Source organism: Roseovarius tolerans (assembly GCF_028885395.1).
GTDB classification, from domain to species: Bacteria; Pseudomonadota; Alphaproteobacteria; order Rhodobacterales; family Rhodobacteraceae; genus Roseovarius; species Roseovarius tolerans.
The window spans coordinates 497529-523027 of the sequence record NZ_CP118494.1; the positions used below are offsets into that span (position 1 = coordinate 497529).

28 protein-coding genes are annotated in these 25499 nt (G+C 64.6%); 11 read left to right on the forward strand and 17 right to left on the reverse strand.

The features are described 5' to 3' along the window. Nucleotides 1-8: 8 nt before the first annotated feature. Together PVU19_RS02330 and PVU19_RS02335 are read right to left on the reverse strand one after the other, a co-directional pair. On the reverse strand, nt 9-1649 hold the full coding sequence (locus tag PVU19_RS02330; RefSeq protein ID WP_050663411.1) for a KpsE/RkpR family capsule polysaccharide export protein: 1641 nt from the start codon (nt 1647-1649) through the stop codon (nt 9-11). After that, nucleotides 1627-2286, reverse strand: coding sequence for an ABC transporter ATP-binding protein (locus PVU19_RS02335; RefSeq protein WP_050663410.1), 660 nt, complete (start codon nt 2284-2286; stop codon nt 1627-1629). Before PVU19_RS02335 ends, PVU19_RS02330 begins: the two co-directional genes overlap by 23 nt. Nucleotides 2287-3061: 775 nt before the next feature. Between PVU19_RS02335 and PVU19_RS02340 the strand changes: the two genes are divergently transcribed. From PVU19_RS02340 to PVU19_RS02355, 4 genes are read left to right on the forward strand one after another with little or no spacing between them, the layout of a single operon-like run. Next, nucleotides 3062-3541 (forward strand): UPF0262 family protein, encoded by a 480-nt coding sequence (locus PVU19_RS02340; protein WP_050663409.1) that lies wholly within the window; start codon nt 3062-3064, stop codon nt 3539-3541. 3 nt (nt 3542-3544) lie between these two features. Beyond that, nucleotides 3545-4006: an arsenate-mycothiol transferase ArsC gene (locus tag PVU19_RS02345; protein ID WP_050663408.1), complete on the forward strand. Its 462-nt coding sequence runs from the start codon at nt 3545-3547 to the stop codon at nt 4004-4006. Continuing rightward, nucleotides 4003-4398: a ketosteroid isomerase-related protein gene (locus PVU19_RS02350; RefSeq protein ID WP_050663407.1), complete on the forward strand. Its 396-nt coding sequence runs from the start codon at nt 4003-4005 to the stop codon at nt 4396-4398. Before PVU19_RS02345 ends, PVU19_RS02350 begins: the two co-directional genes overlap by 4 nt. Continuing rightward, nucleotides 4395-4979, forward strand: a complete 585-nt coding sequence (locus tag PVU19_RS02355; RefSeq protein ID WP_050663406.1) for a GNAT family N-acetyltransferase — start codon at nt 4395-4397, stop codon at nt 4977-4979. Before PVU19_RS02350 ends, PVU19_RS02355 begins: the two co-directional genes overlap by 4 nt. 63 nt (nt 4980-5042) lie before the next feature. Here the strand turns inward: PVU19_RS02355 and rimO are convergent, their stop codons facing one another. Continuing rightward, entirely contained in the window at nt 5043-6431 is a 1389-nt protein-coding gene (rimO, locus tag PVU19_RS02360; protein ID WP_050663405.1) for a 30S ribosomal protein S12 methylthiotransferase RimO, read from the reverse strand. Nucleotides 6432-6540: 109 nt separating this feature from the next. Between rimO and PVU19_RS02365 the strand changes: the two genes are divergently transcribed. Next, on the forward strand, nt 6541-8484 hold the full coding sequence (locus PVU19_RS02365) for an AsmA family protein (RefSeq protein WP_050663404.1): 1944 nt from the start codon (nt 6541-6543) through the stop codon (nt 8482-8484). Between the two features lie 52 nt (nt 8485-8536). Next, nucleotides 8537-9733 carry a class I SAM-dependent methyltransferase gene (locus PVU19_RS02370; protein WP_050663403.1) on the forward strand — a complete coding sequence of 399 codons (1197 nt, stop codon included), beginning with the start codon at nt 8537-8539 and terminating at the stop codon, nt 9731-9733. On the opposite strand, the gene PVU19_RS02375 is transcribed toward PVU19_RS02370, so the two are convergent. Next, complete coding sequence (locus PVU19_RS02375) at nt 9709-10878, reverse strand: geranylgeranyl reductase family protein (RefSeq protein WP_050663402.1); 1170 nt, start codon at nt 10876-10878, stop codon at nt 9709-9711. The genes PVU19_RS02370 and PVU19_RS02375 overlap by 25 nt on opposite strands. Continuing rightward, the gene (locus tag PVU19_RS02380; protein ID WP_050663401.1) at nt 10879-11334 is read right to left on the reverse strand and encodes an Lrp/AsnC family transcriptional regulator; all 456 of its coding nucleotides are present in this window, start codon (nt 11332-11334) and stop codon (nt 10879-10881) included. Between the two features lie 119 nt (nt 11335-11453). On the opposite strand from PVU19_RS02380, the gene PVU19_RS02385 reads away from it, so the two are divergent. Both PVU19_RS02385 and PVU19_RS02390 read left to right on the forward strand, forming a co-directional pair. Further along, entirely contained in the window at nt 11454-12500 is a 1047-nt protein-coding gene (locus tag PVU19_RS02385) for a Glu/Leu/Phe/Val family dehydrogenase (protein ID WP_050663400.1), read from the forward strand. 68 nt (nt 12501-12568) lie between these two features. After that, nucleotides 12569-13504, forward strand: coding sequence for a hypothetical protein (locus PVU19_RS02390; RefSeq protein WP_050663399.1), 936 nt, complete (start codon nt 12569-12571; stop codon nt 13502-13504). A 12-nt stretch (nt 13505-13516) separates the two neighbouring features. Here the strand turns inward: PVU19_RS02390 and uvrC are convergent, their stop codons facing one another. From uvrC to PVU19_RS02425, 7 genes are all read right to left on the reverse strand, one after another. Then, nucleotides 13517-15382: an excinuclease ABC subunit UvrC gene (uvrC, locus tag PVU19_RS02395; RefSeq protein WP_050663398.1), complete on the reverse strand. Its 1866-nt coding sequence runs from the start codon at nt 15380-15382 to the stop codon at nt 13517-13519. Between the two features lie 298 nt (nt 15383-15680). Continuing rightward, nucleotides 15681-16460, reverse strand: a complete 780-nt coding sequence (locus PVU19_RS02400; protein ID WP_050663397.1) for an SDR family oxidoreductase — start codon at nt 16458-16460, stop codon at nt 15681-15683. Between the two features lie 13 nt (nt 16461-16473). Then, the gene (locus PVU19_RS02405) at nt 16474-17439 is read right to left on the reverse strand and encodes a calcium/sodium antiporter (RefSeq protein WP_050663396.1); all 966 of its coding nucleotides are present in this window, start codon (nt 17437-17439) and stop codon (nt 16474-16476) included. After that, complete coding sequence (locus tag PVU19_RS02410) at nt 17436-17627, reverse strand: hypothetical protein (protein ID WP_050663395.1); 192 nt, start codon at nt 17625-17627, stop codon at nt 17436-17438. Before PVU19_RS02410 ends, PVU19_RS02405 begins: the two co-directional genes overlap by 4 nt. Then, complete coding sequence (locus tag PVU19_RS02415; protein WP_050663394.1) at nt 17608-18405, reverse strand: S49 family peptidase; 798 nt, start codon at nt 18403-18405, stop codon at nt 17608-17610. Before PVU19_RS02415 ends, PVU19_RS02410 begins: the two co-directional genes overlap by 20 nt. 89 nt (nt 18406-18494) lie before the next feature. Beyond that, complete coding sequence (locus tag PVU19_RS02420) at nt 18495-19256, reverse strand: ABC transporter permease (protein WP_050663393.1); 762 nt, start codon at nt 19254-19256, stop codon at nt 18495-18497. Then, nucleotides 19253-20182, reverse strand: coding sequence for an ABC transporter ATP-binding protein (locus PVU19_RS02425; protein ID WP_050663392.1), 930 nt, complete (start codon nt 20180-20182; stop codon nt 19253-19255). The genes PVU19_RS02420 and PVU19_RS02425 overlap by 4 nt, the downstream gene beginning before the upstream one ends. A gap of 199 nt (nt 20183-20381) precedes the next feature. Between PVU19_RS02425 and PVU19_RS02430 the strand changes: the two genes are divergently transcribed. Then, on the forward strand, nt 20382-21104 hold the full coding sequence (locus PVU19_RS02430) for an SGNH/GDSL hydrolase family protein (RefSeq protein ID WP_050663417.1): 723 nt from the start codon (nt 20382-20384) through the stop codon (nt 21102-21104). 13 nt (nt 21105-21117) lie between these two features. On the opposite strand, the gene PVU19_RS02435 is transcribed toward PVU19_RS02430, so the two are convergent. The 3 genes from PVU19_RS02435 to PVU19_RS02445 are packed head-to-tail and all read right to left on the reverse strand — an operon-like array spanning nt 21118 to nt 22946. Continuing rightward, nucleotides 21118-22194, reverse strand: coding sequence for a 5-(carboxyamino)imidazole ribonucleotide synthase (locus PVU19_RS02435; protein WP_050663391.1), 1077 nt, complete (start codon nt 22192-22194; stop codon nt 21118-21120). After that, nucleotides 22187-22675, reverse strand: coding sequence for a 5-(carboxyamino)imidazole ribonucleotide mutase (gene purE / locus PVU19_RS02440; RefSeq protein ID WP_050663390.1), 489 nt, complete (start codon nt 22673-22675; stop codon nt 22187-22189). Before purE ends, PVU19_RS02435 begins: the two co-directional genes overlap by 8 nt. A gap of 46 nt (nt 22676-22721) precedes the next feature. After that, a complete protein-coding gene (locus PVU19_RS02445) occupies nt 22722-22946 on the reverse strand; it encodes a YdcH family protein (protein ID WP_050663389.1) in 225 nt (74 codons plus the stop codon). A 163-nt stretch (nt 22947-23109) separates the two neighbouring features. Here PVU19_RS02445 and PVU19_RS02450 point away from each other — a divergent pair, with 163 nt between their 5' ends. Both PVU19_RS02450 and PVU19_RS02455 read left to right on the forward strand, forming a co-directional pair. After that, nucleotides 23110-23523 carry an Hsp20 family protein gene (locus PVU19_RS02450; RefSeq protein ID WP_050663416.1) on the forward strand — a complete coding sequence of 138 codons (414 nt, stop codon included), beginning with the start codon at nt 23110-23112 and terminating at the stop codon, nt 23521-23523. Nucleotides 23524-23529: 6 nt separating this feature from the next. After that, entirely contained in the window at nt 23530-23757 is a 228-nt protein-coding gene (locus tag PVU19_RS02455) for a DUF1150 family protein (RefSeq protein ID WP_050663388.1), read from the forward strand. Nucleotides 23758-23772: 15 nt separating this feature from the next. Here PVU19_RS02455 and hemF read toward each other — a convergent pair whose 3' ends face one another. Beyond that, complete coding sequence (hemF, locus tag PVU19_RS02460) at nt 23773-24663, reverse strand: oxygen-dependent coproporphyrinogen oxidase (protein ID WP_050663387.1); 891 nt, start codon at nt 24661-24663, stop codon at nt 23773-23775. Between the two features lie 28 nt (nt 24664-24691). Next, nucleotides 24692-25492 carry an SDR family NAD(P)-dependent oxidoreductase gene (locus PVU19_RS02465; RefSeq protein WP_050663386.1) on the reverse strand — a complete coding sequence of 267 codons (801 nt, stop codon included), beginning with the start codon at nt 25490-25492 and terminating at the stop codon, nt 24692-24694. Between the last annotated feature and the right edge of the window lie 7 nt (nt 25493-25499).

Below are 25499 nucleotides of genomic sequence, written 5' to 3' on the forward strand. Positions count from 1 at the left end.
GCGGCCGGTTACGATGAGACCTGTTCGCGCAGGATCGAGGCGGTGAGCGAGATCATCAGGTAGATGCCCGAGAAGATCAGGAAGGCCAGGACCGTGTTCTCGAACACGCGCGGATAGGAGGAGTCCTGCGAGGGCAGGGGGCGCACGCTGACGGTGAGATAGCGGACCTGCTTGTTGGCCTCGACCTCGGATTGGCGCTTGGTTTCGAGGGCGGATTGCAGAACCATGTCGGCGGTCGCGAGATCGGCCTGCGCCATCTGGATCGCGGCGGTCTTGGAGGCGAGCGAAGTTTCGCCTTCCGTGGCCTCGGTCAGGCGCCCCTTTTGCCGGTTCAGTTCGGCGCGGAGTACGTCGATTTCGCTGCGAAGGGCCGCGACCCGGGCGCTGTTGGGGCGGGCGTTGTTCAACTGAATGCTGAGATCGAGCTCTTTTTCCTGAAGCTGCAATTCGACGGTGTTGACGAGGCTGCGGATGCCCGCGATCTCGCCCTCGGGATCGAGGATGCTGCCTTCTTGCAGCGATACGAGTTGTTCCTGCGCCGTCCGCCGCTCTGCCTTGGCCTGGTCCAGGCTTTCGATGGCGGTCTTGACCGCGTCCTGCCGTTTTTCCTGACTGAGTTCATCGACCCGTTCTTCGGCATAGGCGATGAGGTGCTCCGAGAACTCGGCGCTTGCCGCGGGATCGGCGGTCGAGACCTCCATCCGGATCACCCCCTCGGTCGGGTCGTAGCCAAGCTTCACGTATTTGCGGTAGAGGCTGTAGGCCTCTTCGTTCGAGGCATCCGGGTCGAGCCGTTGCAAGGGGTCGATATGGGGCTGGCTGAAATGCGCGCGAAAGCCGACATCGGCGTCGAGGCGCAGCATCGCATCCTTTGATTCGAGATATTCCTGCGTGGCGATGGCATCCTGTCCGGTGGCGAACTGGCTGGGAAGCAAGCCGCCAAGCCCGCCGCGCCCGCCGCCGCCACTATCCGCCGAGAGGATCAGGAAGGCGGATTTGGTGGCATACATCGGCGTGGCGACGGCGATGTAGTAATAGCCCACGATCACCGTTGGCAGGATGACAAAGGCCATCAGCCGCGAGAACAGCAGGGCCAGCTTGCGCCGCCGCCGCCGCCCGATATCACGCTGGATTTCCTGGATTTCCCGTGCGCGGCGGTCGGCGGGGCTGATGTCCGTTGCGGGCAGGTTGGGGTGACGCCCCGCTGGCACGGTTTGCGGCAATTGCACCCGCGTTTCGGCCTTGGCGTCATCGGTTGCGTCCGCGGTCTGGGCGGTGCCGGTGCCCTTGTTCGCGACCAGTTCGAGGATATTGGCGCGCTGGAACGGGTCGATGCCGCGTGCCCGCAACAGGCGCACGGCGTCGAAATCGGAGGTCGGGGCCAGCCCGTGTTTCTGGGCCATGCGCCGCGCCATGCGCAGTTGCCGCCCGGTCAGACCCTCGCGGCGGATCTCGTCGATGCCCTGGGCGGTGTCGGTTTCGCGGGCCGAGGCGAGTTCGCCGGTCTGTGCCTGTGCCTCGTCCTGTGCGGTCTCAGGCGGCGGCGCGTCGTCATAGGCGCGCGCGGCATTTCCCGTCTCCGCCATGGCGGAGACGCTGGGCGTGCTGCGCCGGATGCGGAATTTTCTAACCTTGGGTTTCGTAGTCATAAAGCTCTCTTGCCTCTTCCAAGGTGTCGAACATGTAGAGTTTCCCGCCCATCAGGACGGCCGCCGAGGTGGCGAATTTCTCCAGCACTTTGGGATCGTGCGACACGATTACGATGGTGGTGGTGCGCAGGCGTTCGCGCAGGATGTCGCCCGCCTTGCGATTGAATTCCACATCGGTGGAGCCGGGCATGCCCTCGTCGATGAGATACATGTCGAAATCGAGCGCCAGCATCAGCGCAAAGCTGAACCGCGCGCGCATGCCCGAGGAATAGGTGCCGATGGGTTGATCGAAATATTCGCCCAGCCCGCAGAGCCAGCGGCAGTAGGATTCGATGTAATCGGGATCGAGCCCGTAGAGCCGCGCGATGTAGCGGGCATTCTCATGCGCCGAGAGGCGGCTGATCACCCCGCCCATGAAGCCCAGTGGAAACGAGATCCGACAGTCCCGCCGAATCACCCCTTCGTCGGGTTTCTCGAGCCCGGCGATCATGTTGATCAAGGTGGTCTTGCCGGTGCCGTTGGGGGCGAGGATGCCGAGGCTGCGGCCCAAATCCACCCGAAAGGACACACGGTCAAGGATGACCTTGCGCTGTGTGCCCGTCCAGAAGGACTTGCTGACATTCTCGAATTCGAGCATCCGTTGGCCCCGATACTACTGCTCTCCCGCTTTAACGGGATACTCTTAAGGTCGGCTTAGCCTCATCGCGTCATTATTGCCGATCTGACGACAATATGCCATTGGAACAAGGCAATATTATGCGTCTGGTGACGTGAATCGTGGCAATTTCCTGATCCTGAGCGGGCCGCCGCTTGTCGAAGGCAACCTGAAGGCTGCGATCCGGGCGCGGCCACGCCCTGTCTGAACGGTTGGTGCGCGGATGTTTCGAGTGGGGTTTCGGGCGTTCGCCCGTGCTGTTGTGCGGCACCGGGGGCGTGAGTGTCGTCTGCGTGAACATTTGCCAATAGTGGTTGTGAGCGGACCTTCAGGTGCAGCCCCAATGCGCGGAATCAAGGTGCCGCAGGCACCGCCGCGCAGCGCCCGACCGCCCCCTCGGGCGGGCGCTTTTGAACGTTTCAAGCCATTGATAACGCGGGAGTGCTTGGCGGGCATAAAGTGCACTCCATCAAGGTTGCTGCGCCCACCCGGCGGTCGGGCACCGCGCGGCTCATCTCGTTGACGCCAACGGTAACTCAAGGCCAATCCCAACCGTCAAGATGAACGCGGTCGCCGTCGGCAAGGCCCGCACGCCCGGCGTGTCGCGGCGCTCGGACTTCATCGCCGCCTGAGCCATTCCGGCGTGGCGCATCGGGCACGGGGGGCGCGTCGCGTCGCCCGTGCAGCACGCTGGCGATTGCCCAAGCGCGCCGCCTGCGCTAGGCACGAGGCGGATAAAGCTGCACGAGTGATTGCCATGAGCCGGATTTGCCATATCGAGTTGGATGACGCCAACCTGCCGCCCCCCACGCCCGAGATCGAGCAGGAGCGCAAGGTGGCGATGTATGATCTCATCGAGGAGAACAGCTTTGCCCTGCCCGCGCGCGACGATCGCGTGGCGCCCGATGGCCCCTATCGCGTCGGCCTGTCGATCCGCGAAAAGCGGCTGGTGTTCGATATCCGAACCGAAGCCGGCGATCCGGCGACGGAATTCCACCTGTCGCTCAGCCCGTTCCGGCAGGTGGTCAAGGATTACTGGGCGATCTGCGAGAGCTATTTCGACGCGGTCAAGAATATGCCGCCGAGCCAGATCGAGACCATCGACATGGCCCGGCGCGGCATCCACAACGAGGGCGCGCGTGTGCTGTCCGAACGGCTGGAGGGCAAGGCGGAGATCGACAACGACACTGCGCGGCGGCTCTTCACGCTGATCTGCGTGCTGCATTTCGGGGGCTGATCCATGCCCGAGGCGCTGCCGCAATCGGTGCTCTTTTGCTGCGATCACAACGCGGTGCGCTCGCCGATGGCGGAAGGCATCATGAAGAAATTCTACGGCGCGGGCACCTATGTGCAATCCGCGGGCGTCAAGAGCGACATGGAGATCGACGGCTTTTCCATTGCCGTCTGCCGCGAGATTGGGGTCGAACTGGAACGCCACCGCACGCGCAGTTTCGACGAGATGGAGCAATGGGGCGACGATCTGTCGTCGTTTGACCTGATCGTCGCGCTCAGCCCGGCAAGCCAGCGCCGGGCGCTCGACCTTACTCGCTATTTTCACCTCGATGTCGTTTATTGGCCAATCATGGACCCGACCGGGCTTGCGCAGGAGCGCGGCGCGCGGTTGGTTGCCTATCGCAAGACCCGTGATCAGATCATCGGCCATTTGCAGGACAGATGGGGCCCACCCCGGGAGGACACATGAACGAGACCGTGCGCGCCTATTTCAACGCCTTCAACCATGGCGATACGCCCGCGATGCTGGCCTGCATGAGGGATGATATCCGGCATTTCGTCAACGAAGGGCAGGTGCGGGTCGGCAAGGATGCCTTTCGCGCCTTTTGCGATCATATGAGCCGCTGCTACCGCGAGGAGTTGACCGATATGGTGATCTTCGACGCCGAGGGCGGCAGCCGGGCGGCGGCCGAATATATCGTGAACGGCACCTATCTGGAAGCCGACGAGGGGCTTCCGCAGGCCAATGGGCAGACCTACCGCCTGCCTGCGGGCTCGTTCTTTTCGCTGGAAAACGGGCTGATCACCCGCGTCGTGACCTATTACAACCTTGCCGACTGGACGCGTCAGGTTTCGGCATGATCGCGGTGGAGCGGCTGACCGGCGATGCGCTATCCACCGCGTTGCCCGATGTGGCGCGGCTGCGGATCGAGGTGTTCCGCGCCTTTCCCTATCTCTATGACGGCGATCTGGCCTATGAGGAACGCTATCTTCAGGTCTACCGCGACAGCGATGATGCGATCCTTGTCGGGGCCTATGACGGTGACCGCCTGATCGGGGCTGCGACCGGCACCCCGATGGAGGATCACGCCGATGATTTCGGCGCGGCGTTTGCGGGCACGGGGCTGGCGCTTGAGCAGATCTTCTATTGTGCCGAGAGCGTGCTCTTGCCCGAATATCGCGGGCGGGGCATCGGGCATCGGTTTTTCGACGCGCGCGAGGCGCATGCGCGGGCGCTGGGCCGGACGCATTGTGCCTTTTGCGGGGTGCTGCGCCCGGCGGACCACCCTCTGCGCCCCGAGGGGCACCGCACGCTCGATGCGTTCTGGCGCAAGCGTGGCTATGCGCCTGTGGAGGGGGCCGTGGCGCAGTTCCGCTGGAAGGATGTCGACCGCGAGGATGAGACCGACCACGATTTGCAGTTCTGGATGCGGTCGCTCTGAGTTTTTACAGTCAACCCCGCGAAGGCGGGGGGCGGAGGGCGAGATTGACCGGAGATCCTCGGGTCAAGCCCTAGGATGACGGGGGATGCGCCCCCACAGGTCATATTCCCCGGCCTCGTCCACCTCGACCGTGACGATGTCGCCGACCGAGAGGGGGGCTGTGCCCTCGTCGATAAACAAATTCCCGTCGATCTCGGGGGCGTCGGCCTTGGTGCGGCAGGTGGCGATGCCGTCCTCGTCGATATCGTCGATGATGACGTCGAGATGCTGGCCGACCTTCGCGGCGAGTTTCGCCTCGGAGATCGCCTGCGCCTTGGCCATGAACCGGTCCCAGCGGTCCTGTTTGACCTCTTGGGCGACGTGATCCGGCAGAGCGTTGGAGCGGGCGCCTGCAACGTTCTCGTATTGGAAGCAGCCGACCCGGTCGAGTTGCGCCTCGTCGAGCCAGTCGAGAAGCGTCTGGAATTCGGCCTCGGTCTCGCCGGGATAGCCGACGATGAAGGTGGAGCGCAAGGCGATATCGGGGCAGTCGCGCCGCCATGCGGCGATCTCGTCAAGGGTGCGCGCGGCGGCGGCGGGGCGGGCCATGCGTTTGAGCGTGTCGGGATGGGCGTGCTGGAACGGAATGTCGAGATAGGGCAGCACGAGCCCTTCCGCCATCAGCGGGATGAGATCGCGCACATGCGGGTAAGGGTAGACGTAATGCAGCCGCACCCATGCGCCGAGCGCCCCCAGATCGCGCGCCAGATCGGTGATATGGGCGCGGTGGCCGTTCGTCTCGGCGTGCTTGATATCGACACCGTAGGCGGAGGTGTCCTGAGAGATCACCAAGAGTTCGCGCACGCCATTTTCGACCAGCTTTTCAGCCTCGCGGATCACCGCGTGGGCGGGGCGGCTGGCGAGACGGCCGCGCATGTCGGGGATGATGCAGAACTTGCACTTGTGATTGCAGCCCTCGGAAATCTTGAGATAGCTGTAATGGCGTGGCGTCAGGCTTACGCCCGAGGCGGGCAGCAGGTCGATGAACGGGTCGGGCGAGGGCGGCACGGCGGCATGCACGGCATCGAGCACCTGTTCGTATTGATGCGGCCCGGTGACGGCGAGGACGCGGGGATGCACCCCGGTGATGTAATCGGGCTCGGCCCCCAGACAGCCCGTGACGATGACCCGGCCATTTTCGGCCAATGCCTCGCCGATGGCCTCCAGGCTTTCGGCCTTGGCGCTGTCGAGAAAGCCGCAGGTGTTCACGATCACCGCATCCGCGCCGGTATAGTCGGGCGAGATGCCATAGCCCTCGGCGCGCAGCCGCGTCAGGATGCGTTCGCTGTCCACCAGCGCCTTGGGACAGCCCAAGGAGACCATGCCGATGGTCGGCTGGCCGCTGCGGGGTGTCTCGGTCAGGCGGGCGCGCGGGGCGAGGTCGGGGCGGAGGCTGGGCGGGTTCTGTGACATGGCCGCGATATAGCCTCTGCCCGGTCCCGCGGGAAGGGGCAAAAGCGGTTGCCCCGGCCTGTGCTGCACGCCTAGAGTTGTGCGGAGCGTTGCAAGAGGGGATTGTGCCATGCGGTGGGTGTTTCGGCTGATCGGGCTGGTGGTCGTGATGGTGGCGATCGTACTGGGCGCGCTGTTTTTCCTGCCGGGCGACCGGATCGCCAAGATCGCCGCCGAGCAGATCACCAAGGCGACGGGCCGTCAGGTCACCATGTCGGGGGATACGCGGATCAGCTTTTACCCCGTTCTGGGGGTTGCGACCGGGGCGGTCGAGGTCGCCAATGCTGAGTGGTCCGAGGCCGGGCCGATGTTCACCGCCGACAGTCTCAAGATCGGGGTGGAGCCTGCGGCGCTTTTCGGGGGCGATATCCGGATCACCGGGCTGGAGGCGGTGGGGCCGCAGATCCGGCTGGAGCGGGCCGCGGGCGGCCGGGTGAACTGGGAGTTGGGGGTCGAGGGCGTGGCCCCCTCTGGCCAGTCCGAGGGCGGCACACCTGCCACCGCGAACCGGTTGTCGCTGACGCTGGACCGGGCGCTGATCAAGGGCGCCTATCTGACCTATACCGATCACGGCACTGGCGAAACACAGGCGATCCGCGACATGGATTTCGACCTGCGCTGGCCCGATTACGATGGCCGGGCGACATTTGACGTGGTTCTGCGGCAGGCGGGCGATCCGGTGACGGTATCGGGCCATCTGGAACAGGTGGGCGCGTTCATCGACGGGGCGGTCACGGATGTGGTGGCCAATATCGAGGGGCCGGGCGGGAGCATCGGTTTTGACGGGCGCGCGGGGTTGCAGCCGCAGGTGCAGGGGCGGTTCGACATCGACATGCCGGACACGCGTGCCTTTGTCGCGGCGCTGGATCTCGGCGCGGTGGACCTGCCGCAGGGCTTTGGTGCAGGGGTCAGGGGCGGGGCGGATGTGACGCTGACGCAAGAAATGCGGCTTTCCTTGCGCGACATGACGCTCGATCTGGGGGGTAATGCGCTGTCGGGGGCGGCGGATATCGAGCTTGCGGGAGAGGTGCCGCGCATCAATGCGCAGCTCAATGCGGGCGCGCTTGATCTGTCGAAGCTGGCCGGGGCGGACAGCAATGAGGCGGGCGCGGGCGGTGACACCGGCTGGTCGCGCGCGCCGATTGATGCGAGCGGTCTGGCGCTTGCCAATGGCGAGGTGGCGCTGGTCGCCGACAGCGTCGACCTGGGTGATCTGAAGCTGGGCACCACCCGCACGCTGATGACGCTGGACCGGTCGCGTGCGGTCTTTTCCTTGCGCGAATTGAGCGGCTATGACGGGCTGATCACCGGCGAGTTCGTCGCCAACAACCGCTCGGGCCTGTCGGTGGGCGGCACCATGAACGCGGAAGGCATCAACCTCGAACGGTTCCTTGCCGACGCGATGGACATCACCCGGTTTTCGGCCTCGGCGAGCGGTGAGGTGGAGTTTCTGGGTGTCGGCCAGTCGGTTCATGCGATCATGAATTCGCTCTCGGGCAAGGGCGCGTTGCGCACCGGGCGCGGGGTGATCTCGGGGATTGATCTGGACCGGCTGATGCGCGCGGGCGACCTGTCGGGGGGGACCACGGTTTTCGACACGTTGAGCGCCAGTTTCACCATGGACAAGGGTAATCTCTACAACCGCGATTTGGCGATGAAGCTGCCGCTGGCGCGGGCCGAAGGGACGGGCCGTGTGGGTCTGGGTGCGCGCGACATCGACTATCTTTTCACGCCGGTGCTGCTGGAGGGGGACAATTCGCGTGGCCTTGCCATTCCGGTGCGGATCGAGGGCCCCTGGGCCAGCCCTCGGATCAAGCCCGATCTGGAGAAGGCGCTTGACCTCAACCTCAAGGCGGAGCGTGAGGAACTTGAGCAGAAGGCCGAGGAGCGTCTGGAACGCGAGGTGCAAAAGCGGCTCGACGTGACGCCGCAGGAGGGCCAGAGCGTCGAGGATGCGGTCAAGGACAAGCTCAAGGACAAGGCCGAGCGCAAGCTGCGCAAGCTTTTCGACTGAGTCGGACGTCGGATTTGAGTATTTTTTCCAAGAAGAAACAGGGGGTGGGGCGGTGAGCGAGGTCAGGGCGCAATACGAGGCCTATCCCTATCCGGCGCGCGACCCGGCGGAGGAAAAGACGCGCCTGATCACCGGGTCGCCCTCGCATGTGCTGGAGGTCGATCATTTCGTCTTCGGCGGTGCGCGCGACTGGTCAAAGCCGCTGCGCGTTCTGGTAGCGGGCGGCGGCACCGGCGATGCGCTCATCCAACTGGCGCAGCAAATGCAGGATGCGGGGCGGGTGGCGGAGATCACCTATCTGGATCTCTCGACCGCCTCGCGCGCGATTGCCGAGGAGCGGGCGCGGGTGCGCGGGCTGAGCGGCATCCGCTTTGTCACCGGCAGCCTGCTGGAGGCGGCAGAGCACGGGCAGTTCGACTATATCGACTGCTGCGGTGTGCTGCATCATCTGCCCGACCCGGCGACAGGGTTTCGTGCGCTTCTGGCCGCGCTGGCCCCCGGTGGCGGCATGGGTTTCATGGTCTATGCGCCTTATGGCCGATCAGGTGTCTATCCGCTGCAGGAGGCGTTCGGCGCGCTTTTGGACGGGATGGCGCCCGAGGCGCGGCTGAAGGCGGCACGCAAGATCGTCGCGGGCCTGCCCGAGGGGCATCCGTTCAGGGCCAATATCAATCTTGGCGATCACAAGGACAGTGATGCGGGGTTTTATGACCTGCTGCTGCATTCACAGGACCGCGCCTTTGACGTGACCACGCTCAACGACATGCTGGAGGCGACGGGCTGGCACCTGTCTGGCTTCACCTTGCCGGCGCTTTATGATCTCGCACGGATCACCGATGTGCCGGACCACTTGTGCCCGGTCGAGCGCATGGCGCTGGCCGAAAAGCTGGGCGGCACGATCAAGACGCATGTGGGATATGCCGTGCGCGGCAGTGAGGCGCGGGGCCCGGCGACGGGACGCAATCGGGCGCTGGTGCCGCATCTCAAGGGGCTGCGCGCGGCCGATCTGGCGCGGGCCGTGGGGCAAGGGCAAAGCCCCAAGCTGAGCTTTGGCAGCGTCACCGCGCGGCTGAGCCTGCCGAAAGAGGCGGCCCGGCTGATCGCCGCAATTGACGGGCGGCGCAGCCTGCAGGAGATCGCGCAAGCCACCGGGACCGACCCGATCGGCATGGGCGCGCTCTGGTCGCGGGTCGAGCGGGAATTGAGCGATCACGGGCTGTTGGTCTATTCCTCGATCCTGCGACGCTGAAGCGCCATCAGGCCGAGGCGCGGCAGGCGCTGCACCACTTGCCAGAGGATGTCGTGGTAGTCCGTATCGCCTGCCATCAGGTCGAGGAACTGCCGCCGCAGCGTGGTGGAGCGGGCAAAGGCGCGGGCGAAGGACGGCTCGAGCGCGGGGGCGAAGATCACCGGGCGGATCAGCCGTGCCATCCGGAGGCTGCGGTGCAAGGGGCGCAGGGCGCGCCGATAGTGGTGCAGTGCCGTGTCGGGGCGGTGCGCGGCGAGCGCGTCGATTGCCGCCTGTGCGGCCAGATGACCGCTATGGAGCGCGTGGCCGATGCCCTCGCCGGTGATCGGATCGACCAGGCCGGCGGCATCGCCCGCAAGCAGCACGGCACCGCGCCCCGGCACCTTGCGAACGTCGCCGAAAGGCAGGAACTGACCCTTGATGCGGGCCTCGGGGGCGTTGATGCCGAGCAGGTCGCAATAGTCTGCCATGGCGCGCTTCATCCCGGGGTTCTTCGACAGCAGGCCGCCGACGCCGATGGTGGTCGAGCGGCGTTTCGGAAAGGTCCAGCCATAGCCCCAATGTGCCGCTGCAAGGTCGATGCGGATGGGGGCGTCGGGGTGGAGATGCGGATCGGTTGCCTCGATCTCCAGCCCGAAGCCGATGCGCGCGCGCTCGAAGCTCTGGCCGAAGAGGTGTCTGGCCACCTGGCTGTTGACCCCGTCGGCACCGATGAGCACGCCATATCTCAGGCTGCGGCCGTCCTTGAGCATCAGGGTCGCGGTGTCCGGGTCCAGTGCCGCCATGTCTTGCCCGGTGAAATCCTGCGCCCCCGCGCCGAGCGCATGGCCGCAGATCATCGCATCCATGTCCCACCGCATGGTGGCGCAGAGGGGTGGCGCGTCTTCGATCAGTCCGACCGACTGGCCGCGATAGCGAAAATCGACGGTGGTCTTGCAGTCCTCGGGCTCGAACGGCATCTCGTGGCCGAAAATCTCGGCGTAGTGCCGCCGGGCGCGCCCGGTGACAAGACCGCCGCAGAGCTTGTCACGCGGAAAGGACTTGCGGTCGATGAGCGCCACGGTGAGGCCCGCACGCGCGGCCCAGAACGCCGCTGCGCCACCTGCGGGCCCGGCCCCGATCACAATGACGTCGAACTGCTCCATTCAGACCTCGGGCAGCGCGTTGCGCCGGATCATGGTGCGCAATGCGAAGCTGGAGCGCATGGAGCGGATGCCGGGCGTCTGCATCAGCCCGTCTTCGAGGAACCGGTCGAAACCGGCAAGATCGACGGCCACGACGCGGATCAGCACGTCGCGGGTGCCGGTCATCAGGTAGCATTCCATCACCTCGTCAAACCGGCGTAGGCGGGTTTCGAAGGTCTTGATGGCGTCGCGGGTGTGATGCTCCAACTCGACGAAGATGAAGGCATTGAGCGGCAGGCCGAGCTTTTCCTGATCGACGCGGGCGGCATAGCCGGTGATCACGCCTGCGCCTTCCAGCCGGGTTATGCGGCGCGCAAGCGGCGTGGGCGAGAGGCCGATGGTGGCCGAGAGATCGGCCAGTTTCTGGCGGCCGTCGCGTTGCAGGGCGGCGATGATGCGGCGGTCGATATTGTCCATAATCCCCAAAACCCCTCTCACTTTTGGGGATAATCCCCAATCGTCACGGCCAAGTGACAAAAGTTTGCTGTTTTTTCGCGTCTGCGTGGTCTTACCCTGATCGTAAGGAGGATTCCACCATGCTGACACGTCTTTCATCGCCCGGACACGAGGACCTGTACCGCGTCGAGGACCGCGAGAGCGGCTTGCGCGGCTATATCGCGCTGCATTCCACGCGGCTTGGCCCGGCGGCGGGGGGCTTGCGGATGCGGGTCTATGAGGGGGATGATGCGGCGATCGAGGATGTACTGAACCTGTCGCGCGGCATGAGCTACAAGAACGCCGCCGCCGGTCTGCCCCTCGGCGGTGGCAAGGCGGTGATCATGGGCGACCCGGACCACGACAAGACGCCCGCGCTGCTGCGCGCCATGGGCCGCGCCATCGACAGCCTTGCGGGGCGCTACTGGACCGCCGAGGATATGGGGATGAGCCCCGAGGACATGGCCGAGATCGCGCGCGAGACGCGGTTCGTGGCCGGGCGCGATCAGGGCATGCATGCCAGCGGCGATCCCTCGCCGGTGACGGCGCGGGGTGTGATGTGCGCGATGCAGGCGGGCGCGATGCGGGTCTGGGGGAAGGCCGATCTGTCCGGTCGCCGGGTGGCGGTGCAGGGGCTGGGCCATGTCGGCTGGCACCTGTGTCTGATGCTGCACGAGGCGGGGGCGCGGCTGATCGTGGCGGATATGGATGCGGCGCGCGTTGCCTCGACCGTCAAGGAGTTCGGGGCGGAGCCGGTGGCAGCCGAGGCCATTCACGCGGCGGAGGCGGATATTTTCGCGCCCTGCGCGATTGGCGGCGTGCTGAATGCGCGCAGCATTCCCGAAATCAGGGCGGCGATGATCTGTGGCGCGGCGAACAATCAGCTGGCGACGCCCGAGGCCGCCGAATTGCTGGAGGCGCGCGGCATCCTCTATCTGCCGGATTACGTGGCCAATGGCGGTGGGATCATCAATGTCGCCGCCGAGATCCTGCAGATCGCGGATCGGGAGGGCTGGGTGGCTGACCGGCTGTCGGCGATGCAGGCCAACATGGCCCATATCCTGACCCTTGCAGCGGCTGAGGGCGTAAGCCCCGCCGTGATCGCCGACCGGATGGTCGAGGAGCAACTTCTGGCGCAGGCGGTCTGACGCCGGTCTTGATTTGTGCGGGGCCACGCGGCTTGCTAGGCTGGGCGAAACAACGCCGGAGTCCCGCCATGCGTCTGCCCCTGATCCTTGCCCTTGCCCTCGGCCTTGCCACGGCCGCGCAGGCTGAGACCCGGCTGAGCGACGGGGTGAGCCTTGCCCATGGCACGTTTTCTTCTGGCGGCGGATTGACCATCGCCACCGAGTTTCGCCGCACCACGAAAGGCGGCACCGCCCTGTGTGGTGCATGGTCCGAGAGCGAGAGTCAGGCGAGCCACACCACGGGCGAGGCGCGGCGCATCGTGCAACTGGCCAGCGTCTATGCGCAGGGACGGCGGGTGATGCAGGATCTGGGCGCGCTGCCACGGATCGCGCCGCGGCTGGATTACGCGGGTGCGCCCGCGGGCTGCATCCTGACCGATCTGCCGTGGCGGGCGGGGCGCGTGCCCGAGGTCTTCCTGCCAAGACAGCAGATCAGCCGATCCGGTGGCGGCAGCAGCGCCCCCAACATCGTCTTTCGTCAAACGGGGCCGGGGGCCATGGGCGCAGGGCTGGAGGTGGTGCCGGTCCTGCGCCGTCTGAGCCGTCTGCTGGATCTGAGCCCCGCCGCGACAGTGGCCGAGGGGCGCTATTCCTCGGGCGGCGGGGTGCGCGTGGCGGCTGAACTGGTGTCGGTCAACGGGCGCGCGCATGTCTGTGGCCTGTGGTCCGACCTGCCGGGGCAGGACATGCGCACCGAGGCGCTGGGGCGCGAGATCCTGCGGCGCGCGCAGGCGGTGCTGGACGGGCGCGTGATGCGTGATGATCTGGGTGAGTTGCGCCGCGCGCGGGCGCGTATCGATTACGCGGGGGTGGATGCGACCTGTCTCGATACCGGCCAAGCGTGGCGGGCCGAGATGGCCCGTCGCCCGCTGGTGCTGCGCCTGCCCGAAACGGTGGTGTACCGCGACACGACGCCCGAAGGCCGGGTGCTGATCCGGTTCGCGCCGGTCGCGCCGCAGGGCTGAGGCGCCGCGCGCTCAACCCTCGTTGAAATAATCGTAGATCTTCTGGGCGAGGCCCTTGCTGACCCCGTCGACGGCACGCAGGTCGGCGAGGTTGGCGCGGCTGACGGCCTTGGCCGATCCGAAATGCGCAAGCAGGGCGCGCTTGCGGGCGGCACCGACGCCGGGCACCTCGTCGAGCGGGGTGGCGGAGATCGCCTTGGCGCGTTTGGCGCGATGCGTACCGATGGCGAAGCGGTGTGCCTCGTCGCGCAGGCGCTGCACGAAATAGAGCACCGGGTCATTGTGGCGCAGCGCCATCGGGCGCTTGCCGGTGCGATGGAATTCCTCCTTGCCGTGGTCGCGGTCCACGCCCTTGGCGACGCCGACCATCGGGATATCCGAAACCCCCATCTCGCGCATGATGCCTGCCACCGCGCTCACCTGTCCCGCGCCGCCGTCGATCAGCAGCAGGTCCGGCCATTGACCCTGGGTGCGATCCGGGTCTTCTTTCAGAAGGCGTTTGAAGCGGCGGGTCAGCACCTCTTTCATCATGCCGAAATCATCGCCGGGGGTCAGGCCGTCGCCCTTGATGTTGAACTTGCGGTAGTGGTTCTTCATCATCCCGTCGGGGCCTGCCACGATCATCGCGCCGACGGCGTTGGTGCCCTGAATGTGGCTGTTGTCATAGACCTCGATCCGCTGTGGGGGGGCAGGCAGGTCGAATGCCTCGGCCAGGCCTTTGAGCAGCTTTCCTTGCGTCGCGCTCTCGGCCATCTTGCGGGCGAGGCTTTCGCGGGCGTTGCGCAAGGCGGCGTCGATCAGTTCGGCCTTTTCGCCGCGCAGAGGGACGGTGAGCGTCACCTTGCGGCCGAGTTTCTCGGTCAGGGCCTGGCTCATCAGGTCGGGGTTTTCCAGATCATGTGACAGGATGAGGGCGCGGGGCGGCTCCTTGCTGTCGTAGAACTGACCGATGAAGGCCTCGAGCACTTCGGGTTCCTCCACATCCGCACCGACGCGGGGATAGAAATCGCGGTTGCCCCAGTTCTGCCCGGCGCGGATGAAGAACACCTGCACGCAGGCCTGCCCCTGTTCCAGGTGCAGCGCGATCACGTCGGCCTCATCGACGGTGCGCGGGTTGATGCCCTGCGCCGTCTGCACCTGCGTCAGAGCCTTGATCCGGTCGCGCAGGGCGGCGGCGCGTTCGTATTCCATGGCCTCGGCGGCCTGCGACATCTCGGTGGCCAGCTTTTCCTGTATCTCGGTGGAGCGGCCCGAAAGGTAGCGTTCGGCGTCGCGCACCTGAACGGCATACTCGGCCTTTGAGATTTTGCCAACGCAGGGCGCGGTGCAGCGTTTGATCTGGTATTGCAGGCAGGGGCGCGTGCGGCTTTCGAACATGGTGTCGTTGCAGTTGCGCAGCTGAAAGACGCGCTGCAACTGTGCCAGCGTGCGGTTGACCGCGCCGGCGCTGGCGAAGGGGCCGTAATAGCTGCCCTTGTCGCGTTTGGTGCCGCGATGTTTCTTGATCATCGGATAGTCATGCGACGTCACAAGGATGTTCGGGAAGCTCTTGTCGTCGCGCAGCAGCACGTTGTAGCGTGGCTTGAGCTGTTTGATGAGGTTCTGTTCGAGCAGCAGTGCCTCGGTCTCGGTTGCCGTGGTGAGGAACATCATCGAGGCGGTTTCCGAGATCATCCGCGCGATCCGCGCGGTGTGACCGGTGGACCGCGCATAGTTCGATACCCGTGCCCGCAGGTTGCGTGCCTTGCCGACATAAAGCACCCGCGCCTGCGCATCGAGCATGCGGTAGACGCCCGGTGAGGCATCGAGCGTGCGCAGGTAGCCCCGGATCACGTCGGGGCCGGTGGCAGGCGGGGAGGGCGGGTCAGTATCGGGCATATGCTTTCAGATATGATTCTCGTGTTGTGCTGCAATGATCCGGGGCCGAGGGCAAGGGATAAGGTTTCCACCATTGCTGTGGATAACTCTGCCTATAAGTTTTCGTGAGCGGGAAATTTTCGTTGAATCAAGCCAGCTTCGCTGAAATGATTAAAATATAGGCAGTATAATATACCATTGATTCAAAACGATAAAAATCTCTGCCCTGAACAGACCATTGAAAACGTTAGCATTTTTGTGACGCTTACGTAACGGTCAGTATGACCGGTGCAAAACTTCTCTGTGAGAGTCATGTTCTCTACTCAACTCCGAGGACATCCGGCGTCTGCCAGCCCAGGTGCTGACCGCCATCGACGCAGATCAATTGGCCGGTCACGCCGGGCGCGTGCAGCAGGTAGGAGAGCGCCCCGGTGATGTCCGTCTCGTTGGCCCCGCGCTGCAGAATCGTCGCGTCTCGCTGGTTCGCGAAATGCTCGGCGCTCTGGCGATGGCCCTGCAGGGTGGGGCCCGGCCCGATGGCATTGACCCGCAGTCGGGGGGCAAGGGCCTGAGCTGCCGTCTGCGTAAAGGCCCAGAGGCCCATCTTGGCGATGGTGTAACTCATGAATTCCGGTGTCAGCTTGCGCACGCGCTGGTCGATCATGTTGACGACAAGGCCCTGCGCGCGCGGCTCGCCATTCTCATCGGTGAGCGGATCGGGAACCTGTCGCGCCAATTCCTGTGTCAGCACGAAGGGCGCGCGCAGGTTGCTTTCCATGTGCCGATCCCAGCCTTGCCGGGTGGCGCTGTCGATCGTGTCATATTCAAAGATCGAGGCGTTGTTGATCAGGGTGGTCAGCGGCCCGCCGAGCGCATCTGCGGCGCGTGTGATCAGCGGCGTGACCTGTGCCTCGTCCAGCAGATCAGCCTGTAGCGTCACCGCCTGCCGCCCGAGCGCGCGCACCTCTGTGGCGACCTCCTCGGCGGCCTGTGCGGAGGTGGCATAGTGGATCGCCACATCCTGCCCTTGCCGCGCCAGTTCCAGCGCCATCGCGCGGCCCAGCCGCTTGCCTGCCCCGGTCACCAGCCCTCGTGTCATGCCCTGCCCTCGCTTATGTCAACACGATTGCAACATAGCCCACATAGGCCGAGGTCAACAGGACACCCCAGACCCTGCCGATATCCCGCCCGAGAAACACGAACGGGATGAGAATGAGCGACGCCGCCAGCATTACCCAGAGGTCGAAGGTGAGGAATTCCGCATTGACCGGCACCTCGCCGATCAGCGCGGTAATCCCGATAATGGCAAGCAGGTTGAACATGTTCGACCCGATCACGTTGCCAAGTGCCACGTCGGCCTGCTTGCGCAGGGCCGCCATGACGGTGGTGGCCAGTTCCGGCAACGAGGTGCCGAGAGCCACCAGCGTGAGCCCGATCGCGGCCTCGCTGATGCCGTAGCGCATCGCGAGGATGGAGGCGTTGTCGACGAGGATATCCGCGCCGAGGGGCAGGCCCACGAGGCCAAGCAGCAGAAACGTCACGATCTGCCACCATGGCATGTCGGGGTCAGCCCCTTCGACATCCTCGATGAAATCGGCCTCCGAAAGTGCCTTGATCGCTGCATCGCGCCGATGGCTGAGCGCGTCACGCAGCGCGTCGCCCAGCATGAGCATGAGCGCCGCCAGCAGGATCAGCCCGGCGATCCAGTCGAACGATCCGCGAAAGGCGAGGGCGATGAACAGCACGCTTGCGCCGAGCATTTGCAGGTAGGACTTGCCGCATTTGCAGCCGCTTGTGTGCAGCACCGACAGGATCGCGGGAATGCCCAGCACCAAGAGCACATTGGCCGTGTTTGAGCCCACCACGTTGCCAAGCGCCAACCCCGCCTTGTCGTTCAGAACCGCGTTGACGGAGATCAGCAGTTCCGGGGCCGAGGTCCCGAAGGCCACCACGGTGAGGCTGACGATCAGCGCCGGAATGCCCAGCCGCAGGCTGAGGTTGACCGCGCCCTTGACCAGCGCATCCCCCGCCAGAAGCAGGATGACGAGGCCGAGCGCCACCATGAGCCATGGCATCATGGTTTGCGTCCCTTTTCGCAGGAACATTGCCCCTTGCCGATGCGGTAGCGTCCGCATTTGCGGCACTTGGCCGCCGCAAGTCGTTTCTGTCCGGGAAACCGCAGCTTGCCGAACATCGCGAGCACGCCCATGGCCACGAGGAAGAGAACGACGATCTTCACCACCATGTCAGAGACCGAACCGGGCATAGCTCGCCCGTTCCTCGACCGCTGACAGCGCATCCTGTGCGATCGTCGCGCCGAACCGCGACAGCAGCCCGCGCTTGCGGCCATATTTGGCAAAGCGCACCTTGTCGCCGTAAAGCTCTTTCATCTTGGGCATCAGATGTCCGACGCCATCGGCCAAGCCCAGGTCGACGCTGCGCTGTCCCAGCCAGAACTCCCCGGTGAAGATGTCCGGATCATCGGCCAGCTTAGTACCGCGACGGGCTTTGACATGCGCGATGAAGGCCTCGTGAATCTGGTCCAGCAGCCCCTTGAGGCGTTTCACATCCTCGGGCTTTTCGGGCAGGAACGGGTCAAGCGTGCTCTTGGATTTGCCGGCGGTGTAGACCCGGCGTTCGATCCCCTGCCGCGAGAGAAATACCTGCGCGCCGAACCCCGCCGAGATCACCCCGATGGAGCCGAGGATCGAGCTGTCATCGACCCAGATATCGTCAGCCGCGACCGCCAACCAGTAGCCACCCGAGGCCGCCACGTCCTCGACGAAGGCATGAACGGGGATTTCCTTTTCCGCCGCCAGCCTGCGGATGCGCGCGGCGATCAGCGAGCTTTGCACGGGAGAGCCGCCGGGCGAGTTGATCACCAGCGCCACCGCCTTGGGCTTGCCCCGCGAGAACGCCTTTTCGATCACCGGCCCGAGCGCCTCGTCATTTAGCTGCGCGCGGCCACCCGCGCCGATCACGCCCTGAAGTCGGATGACCGCCACCGTGGGGTGACGGTTGAGGAAAGGGATCAAATGCTTCATGCGCCCCGATGTAGAGTGCGAGGGGCAGACAAACAAGGCGCATGGACCAACTGAGAGCGCCCAGCGGGAAAAAGGTTACGCGCGCGCGCTCAGGACTTGATCCGGTAGCCGGTCTTGAAGATCCACCAGACCACCCCGAGGCAGAGCGCGAAAAAGATCCCGATCGCCGCGAGGCTCAGGCCGACGCCCACATCCGCCACGCCGAAGAACGACCAGCGAAAGCCCGAGATCAGGTAGACCACCGGGTTGAACAGCGTCACCGTCTGCCAGCCCTCGGGCAGCATCGAGACCGAGTAGAAGGCCCCGCCCAGGAACACCAGCGGCGTGATCACCAGGAGCGGGATCAGCTGCAACTGCTGGAAATTTTCCGACCAGATGCCGATGATGAAGCCGAAGAGTGCAAAGCTGACGCAGATCATCACCAGAAAGACCAGCATCATCACCGGATGCTGAATGTCGAGATCGACAAAGAACCCGGCTGTGATCAGGATCACCCCGCCGATGAGCAGCGATTTCGTCGCCGCCGCCCCGACATAGCCCAGAACGATTTCGAAAAAGTTGATGGGGGCCGAGAGCAGTTCGAAGATCGTGCCGATGAATTTCGGGAAATAGATCCCGAACGAGGCGTTGGAGATGGCCTGTGTCATGACGCTGAGCATGATCAGCCCCGGCACGATGAAGGCGCCGTAGCTGACGCCCTCGACCTCTTCGATGCGGCTGCCGATGGCGGCACCGAAGACCACGAAATAGAGCGTGGTAGAGATCACCGGGGACAGGAGAGATTCGAAAATCGTGCGGAAAAACCGCTTCATTTCATAGACGTATATGGCCTTGATGGCGTGCAGGTTCATGCCGCGTCCTCCCGCACAAGACCCACGAAAATCTCTTCCAGACTGCTCTGTCGGGTCTCGATGTCGCGCACGTTCAGCCCCTCGTCTGCGAGCGCCTGTAACAGCCGGGTGATGCCGGTGCGCTCGCCGCTGGTGTCGTAATGATAGAGCAGGGCATGCCCGTCATGGGCCAGTTCCAGCGCGTATTGCGCAAGCGTCTCTGGCACCGCCTCGACCGGCTGCACAAGGTCGATCTGCAGCGTCTTGCGGCCCATCCGGCGCATCAGATCGGCCTTGTTCTCGACCAGCAGGATCTCGCCGCGGTTGATGACGGCGATGCGGTCGGCCATGGCCTCGGCCTCCTCCAGATAATGCGTGGTCAGGATGATGGTGACGCCGCTTTCCTTGAGCCCGCGCACCACCTCCCACATGTCGCGGCGCAGTTCCACATCGACGCCTGCCGTCGGCTCGTCGAGGAACAGCACGCGTGGCTCGTGGCAGAGCGCCTTGGCGATCAGCACGCGGCGTTTCATGCCGCCCGACAGTTCTCGGATGCGGTTGTTGTGCTTGTCCCAGAGCGACAGTTGCCGCAGCACCCGCTCGACCAGCGCGTCATCGCGCGACTTGCCGAAGAGGCCGCGCGAGAACTGCACGGTGTTGATCACCTTTTCAAAGGGTTCCAGCGCGATTTCCTGCGGCACGAGGCCGATCATCGCGCGCGCGGCACGGTAGCCGGTGACGATGTCATGCCCGCCGACGCGCGCCTGCCCGGCGGTCGGCGTGGTGATGCCGCACAGCGCCGAAATGAGTGTCGTCTTGCCCGCGCCATTGGGGCCGAGCAGAGCAAGGATCTCGCCTTCCTCGATATCGAGCGAGACGTCGCGGAGAGCCCGAAAGCCGTCCTTGTAGGTCTTGCTCAGCCGGTCCACCGTGACGATCGCGCGCATTGTCCATTCCTTCTGTCTGAGCGCGAACCTAGAGGTTTGAGGCGGGAGTGCAATGTTCGTTGCCGCAGGCCATTCTGTGCGAAAGACAGGTCGCCTCCGGGCAACAGAGTGTTTTTGGGAATTTGTTAAACCTTCGGTGCCAGTCTGATAGCATGGATGCCTGGGGGCGTCCGATCCGATCATGGTGACGAGGCTGAAAATGATACGACAGATATTCGCGATCGCGCTGCTGACCCTTGTTTTGACGGGGCCGCAGGCCATGGCGCAGGGGCGCGACGGGTTCCGTATCCTGGTGATGGGCGATTCGCTCATGGCGATGCACAAGCTGGTCGGCCTGTCGGTGTCGTCGACCGTGCGACGCATGACCGGGGCGCAGGTGACCGACCGCGCCATCGGCGGGGCGCGGTATTTCTACCGGCTGCCGATCAGCGGGGCACTCGGGCTCAATATCAAGCAGCAATATCATCGCGGGAACTGGGATTGGGTGGTGCTCAATGGGGGCGGCAATGACCTGTGGCTGGGTTGCGGGTGCAGCCGCTGCGAACAGCGCATGAACCAGCTGATTTCGCGTGACGGTCGCCGTGGTGTGATCCCCGGCTTCCTGTCGCGGCTGCGCCAGGACGGGGCGCAGGTGATTTATGTGGGCTATCTGCGCTCGCCGGGTGTGAACTCCCCGATCGAGCATTGCGCCGACGAGGGTGACGAATTCGACCGACGCATGGCGCGTCTCGCGGCACTGGACCGGGGGCTGCATTTCATGCCGCTGGCCGACATGGTTCCGCATGGCGATCTGAGCTATCACGCGCTGGACCGCATTCACCCCTCGGTCAAGGCAAGCCGCCATATCGGTGCGCGCATCGCAAATGTCATCGCGTCCCATACGCAAGGCACGGTTTCACGCAACGCCCTGACTGAAAACTGAAGCGGTCAGGGCGCTATGTCGGCTTGCGCATGATCCGGTTGACATGGCCCATCTTGCGACCCGGCTTTACCTCGGCCTTGCCATAGAGGTGTAGCGCGGCATCGGCCTCGTGCATGATCTGCGGCAGGCGGTTCATGTCATCGCCGATGAGGTTCTCCATCACCACATCCGCATAGCGCGAACCGTCGCCCAGCGGCCAGCCCGTCACGGCGCGGATATGCTGTTCGAACTGGTCGATGGCGCAGCCGGATTGCGTCCAGTGGCCGGAATTGTGGACGCGCGGCGCGATCTCGTTGACCACGAGGCCCTTGGCCGTCACGAACAGTTCCACCCCCATGACGCCCACATATTTCAAACGGTTGAGGATCTTGGCCGCCAGCAGGACCGCATCGGTGCGCTGTGCCGCCGTCAGGCGCGCGGGCACGGTGGTGGTGCGCAGGATGCCGTCGTCGTGGACGTTCTCGCCGGGATCATAACAGGCTACATCACCGGCGGCATTGCGCGCCGCGATGACCGACACTTCGTGGCTGAACTCGACGAACCCCTCGTAGATCGCTGCGGCGCCGTTCATGTCGGCCAGGGCCTGTTCGGCGTCCTGCGCCGTCATGATCCGCGCCTGCCCCTTGCCGTCATAACCGAAGCGGCGGGTCTTGAGGATCGCGGGCAGGCCGATCTCGGCCATCGCCTCGGCCAGATCCTCGGCGTCATCGACGGCGGCAAAGGGCGCGGTTGCCAGCCCCAGATCCGACAGGAACGCCTTTTCCGTCAGACGGTCCTGGCTGACCTTGAGCGCGCGGCGGCCAGGGTGGACGGGCGTGATCCGTTCCAGCACATCGAGGGCCGAGGCGGGAATGTTCTCGAACTCAAAGGTGATGACATCGACGCTGTCGGCAAAGCGGCGCAGCGCATCCTCGTCGGTGTACTCGGCCTTGAAATGAAAGTTCGCCACATGGCTCGCCGGGCAATCGCCGCCCGGCTCGAAGATGCAGGTCTTGAACCCGAGGCGCGCCGCGGCGACCGAGAGCATGCGGCCCAACTGGCCGCCGCCCAGAATGCCGATGGTCGCGCCGGGAGAGAGAGAATCAGTCATCGCTTGGCTCGTCTGGAATGGAGGCAGAAAGCGCTGCGCGCCAGTCATCGAGGCGCTGCGCGAGGGCGGCGTCGGAATTGGCAAGGATCGCGGCGGCCATCAGCCCGGCATTGGCGGCCCCTGCCGCGCCGATCGCCATGGTCGCCACCGGAAAGCCCTTTGGCATCTGCACGATGGAATAGAGGCTGTCGACACCTGCGAGCGCGCGGGTCTGCACCGGCACGCCGATCACCGGCACGCGGGTTTTCGAGGCCATCATGCCCGGCAGATGCGCCGCCCCGCCCGCGCCTGCGATGATCACCTGCAAGCCGCGCTCAACGGCGGTCTTTCCGTAGTCCCACAACCGGTCCGGCGTGCGATGCGCCGAGACGATGCGCGTCTCGTATCCCAGGCCCAACTCGTCGAGAATGCTCGCCGCTTCGCGCATGGTGGACCAGTCCGATTGACTGCCCATGATGATGCCGATTTTCACGCCTGTCATGTCACGCCTCACGTTTTGAAGCGCGCACTATACCCATCAAGGGGGGTTACGCAATGATGTCGGGATAGAGCCGGTCCTCGATCCGGGCGATCATGTCGCGCAGCCAGAGTTTTTTCTTCTTGAGCCGTTGCAGGGTCAACTGATCGGCGGTGCTTTTCTCTTGCAGCGCGCGAATGGCCGCGTCGAGATCGCCATGCTCGCGGCGAAACTCTTCCAGTTCCACGCGCAGCACATCCTCTGATTTCATCGAAAGGTCGCTATAGGCGTTCATGGCAAGCGATTCCTCCAAGGGGGCCGTGGGCTTACAAGATAGTCAATCCGCGCCCATTCGCAAAGCCCTTGCGCGCATCCGGGGCAATCCCCATATTTTGGGCGCAGGCTGCCATAACGGGGCCTTGCGCACCGGACGGTCGCTTAAGCTCAAGGACGTGTCGATGACAAAGCTTACTCTGGGGTCGCACCCCTACATGCTGGGGTTCGAGCAGCTCGAACGGATGCTGGAACGCAGCGCCAAATCGGGCAACGAGGGCTATCCGCCCTTCAACATCGAACAGACCTCGCAGAATTCCTATCGCATCACACTGGCCGTGGCCGGGTTCTCGGAGGAGGATCTTGCGATCACCGTGGAGGACCGGCAACTGGTCATCCGGGGCCGTCAGGGCGACGACGCCGAGGGCCGTATCTACCTGCATCGCGGCATCGCCGCGCGTCAGTTCCAGCGCTCTTTCGTGCTGGCCGACGGTGTCGAGGTGGGCGAGGCGATCATGGAAAACGGGCTTTTGCACGTGGACCTCACCCGCGCCCAACCCGAGCCGGTGGTGCAGAAAATCAGGATCAACAAGGGGTAAGCCATCATGGATGCGAAGTATGATTTCGGAGATATCGAAGAGCGGGCCATCGTCTATGTGCGGCCCGTCAATGTCGAGGATCTGCCCGAAGACATGCGCGAGCAGGTCGGCGATCTGACGACGCTCTACGCCGTGCACAGCACCGAGGGCGAGCGGCTGGCGCTGGTGCGCGATCGCAAGCTGGCCTTTCTTCTGGCGCGCCAGAAGAACATGGAGCCGGTGACGGTTCACTGACCGGGCGTTGTGCCTCTAGTGCCACTTGGCCAAGGGGGGCAGGCTCATCAGCACCGCGTTTGCGTCATGCCCGGTGGCCAGCCCGAACTTGGTGCCGCGATCATAGACGAGGTTGTATTCCGCATAGAGCCCGCGATGCACAAGCTGGGTATCCTTGTCGGCCTCGGTGAAGGGCTGCACCCGCCGCCGTTCGGTCAATGGCACAAAGGCGGGTAAAAACGCCCGCCCGATATCCTGGGTCAGGGCGAAATCCGCCTCCCAGTCGCCGGTGTTGCGGTCATCCATGAAGATGCCGCCGACGCCGCGCGCCCGGTGGCGATGCGGGATATAGAAATACTCGTCCGCCCAGTCCTTGAGTCGCGCGTAGAGATCCTCGCCATGCGGGGCGAGATGCGCCTTTTGCTGGTCGTGGAAATGCGCGGTATCCTCGGGATACTCGATGCAGGGGTTGAGATCCGATCCTCCGCCGAACCACCACGCGCCGGGGGTCCAGAACATCCGAGTGTTCATGTGCACGGCCGGGCAATACGGGTTCTGCATATGGGCGACGAGGCTGATGCCGGAGGCCCAGAAGCGCGGGTCGTCCTCCATCCCCGGCACGCCGCGCGCGGCCATCGCCTTTTGCGCGGCCTCGCCCAATGTGCCGTAAACCTCCGAGACGTTTACGCCGACCTTCTCGAAGACGCGGCCGCCGCGCATCACGCTCATCAGTCCGCCGCCGGCGTCTGATCCGTCGTCGCTGGCGCGGCTGGTCTCAGACACGTCGAATCGGCCCGGTTCGGCCTCTGCAAACGGTCCCGTGTCATGGCTGTCCTCAAGCCCCTCGAAGGCGGCGACGATCTCGTCGCGCAGATGGCGGAACCAGGCGCTTGCGCGGGCTTTCTTGTCGGTGAAATCGTCACTCATCGGGTCAATCCTTGGGCTCTTTGTCCCATTAATGCGCCGGGGCGGCGACGGGATCAAGCAGGGTGCGCCCGCCATCCATCGTCATGATCTGCCCGGTCATGAAGCTGGAGCCGTCGCAGGCGAGATATTGCACCGCCTCGGCGAGTTCCGTGGCCGAGGCGATGCGGCCAAGGGGGGTGTGGTCCTCGATATCATCACGGTAATCGCTGTGCTCGCGCAGCGTGTCCTTGAGCGACGCACTCATCACCGAGCCGAACGCCACTGCATTGACGCGAATGCGGTATGGCGCGAGCGCCACCGCGAGACTGCGCGTCATCTGGTCGAGGGCCGCCGAGGAGATCGAGTAAGCCATGAGATCGGGATGGGTGCGGCGCGCGGCGATCGAGGAGAGGTTGACGATGGTGCCGGTGACCCCTTCGGTCTGGCCTTCGGCCTGTTTGATCATCCGCTTGGCGACCTGTTGGCTCATCCTGAGCGAGGTCATCAGGTTTTGCTGTAACAGCATCTCGACGGCGTCATCCTCGGGGTTGAGCGCGTCCGAGGGCACGACCTGACGGCAGGCATTCACTAGGATGTCGATCTGCTCGAACGCGTCGATGGTGGCCGAGAGCAGATTGGCTTGCGCCAGTTTCTGCCGCAGGTCGCCTGCGAAATACCGGATATTGTCAGCTTCGGCGGCCTTGCCCAATTCGTCTTTCAGGCGTTTCTCGTCCATGTCGGCGAACATGACATTGGCGCCCTTGTCCGCGAAATGCCGCCCGATGGCGAGGCCGATTCCGTTGGCGCCGCCGGTCACGATGGCGGTCTTGCCCGCGATGGAGAATGACATGAAAGCG